The following is a 700-nucleotide window of genomic DNA, read 5'->3' on the forward strand; positions in this document are numbered from 1 at the left end:
TGGGCGCGGCAGCAGGAATTCCTCGTTGGCGCATCCATCGGCGCGCCGCCCGACGCGCTCAGCCCGCTGGGGCAGGACTGGGGGCTGACCACCTTTTCCCCCGCCGGGCTGCGGGCCACGGGCTACCGCGCCTTTATCGAGACACTGCGCGCGGGCTTCGCCCATGGTGGCGGCCTGCGGATCGATCACGTCATGGCGCTGGAGCGGCTGTGGGTGATACCGCAGGGCGGTTCCTCGGCGGAGGGGGCCTACCTGTCCTTTCCCGTGCGCGATCTCATGCCGCTTGTAGCGCTGGAGGCCGAACGCGCCCATGGCGTCGTGATCGGGGAGGATCTGGGCACCGTAACGCCCGCCTTCCGCCGCGCGGCGCAGCGCCACGGCATCATGGGCATGAACGTGCTGTTTTTCGAGCGCGCGCCGGGGGGAGCATTCCGTCCACCCGCCACATGGTCACTGAACGCGGCGGCGTTCACCACCACGCACGACCTGCCCACGGTGGCGGGATGGTGGCAGGGGGTGGATATAGACTGGCGGGAAAAACTGGGGCAGGTCGTCCCCGGCACCGACGCCGCCAGCCTGTGCGACGGGCGGGAGAAGGACCGTACGGCGCTCTGGTCCGCCCTGAACGCCGCCTCCGGCGTGAAAACACCCTCCGAAAAACCACCCCCGACCCCTGCTGGCGCGCCGGCCCGGTGGTGGA

At 70.6% G+C, this 700-nt stretch carries 1 protein-coding gene; it reads left to right on the forward strand.

Translation table 11 applies throughout. The features are described from left to right. Positions 1-700 (forward strand): 4-alpha-glucanotransferase (locus JCM25156_RS26480; protein WP_034961532.1); only part of this gene is annotated, 700 nt, incomplete at both ends.

The organism is Komagataeibacter kakiaceti JCM 25156 (assembly GCF_000613305.1).